The sequence below is a fragment of the Cobetia sp. SIMBA_158 genome (assembly GCF_046566945.1).
GTDB classification, from domain to species: Bacteria; Pseudomonadota; Gammaproteobacteria; order Pseudomonadales; family Halomonadaceae; genus Cobetia; species Cobetia amphilecti.
Map to the genome: position 1 here is coordinate 1 of NZ_JAWJYL010001256.1, position 229 is coordinate 229.

Consider the following 229-nt stretch of genomic DNA (forward strand, 5'->3'; position numbering starts at 1 on the left):
GGTCGATCGCCTCAAGTTCCGCGACTCCAACAAGTACAAGGATCGCCTGAGCGCTTCCCAGAAGCACACCTCCGCGAAGGATGCGCTGGTCGCCATGCGCAGTGCGCTCTCCGGTCAGCCGGTCCTGGCCGTGGCCTTCGAGTTCAGCTTCGTGGGCGGCTCCATGGGTGCCCGCGTCGGCGAGAAGTGCGTGCGTGAAGGAGAGCTTGCGCTGGCCGAGAACATCCAG

General features: G+C 65.1%; 1 pseudogene. It reads left to right on the plus strand.

From position 1 onward, the window contains the following. Positions 1 to 229: pseudogene (locus R2R70_RS23750) on the plus strand (acetyl-CoA carboxylase carboxyl transferase subunit beta); the annotation flags it as partial.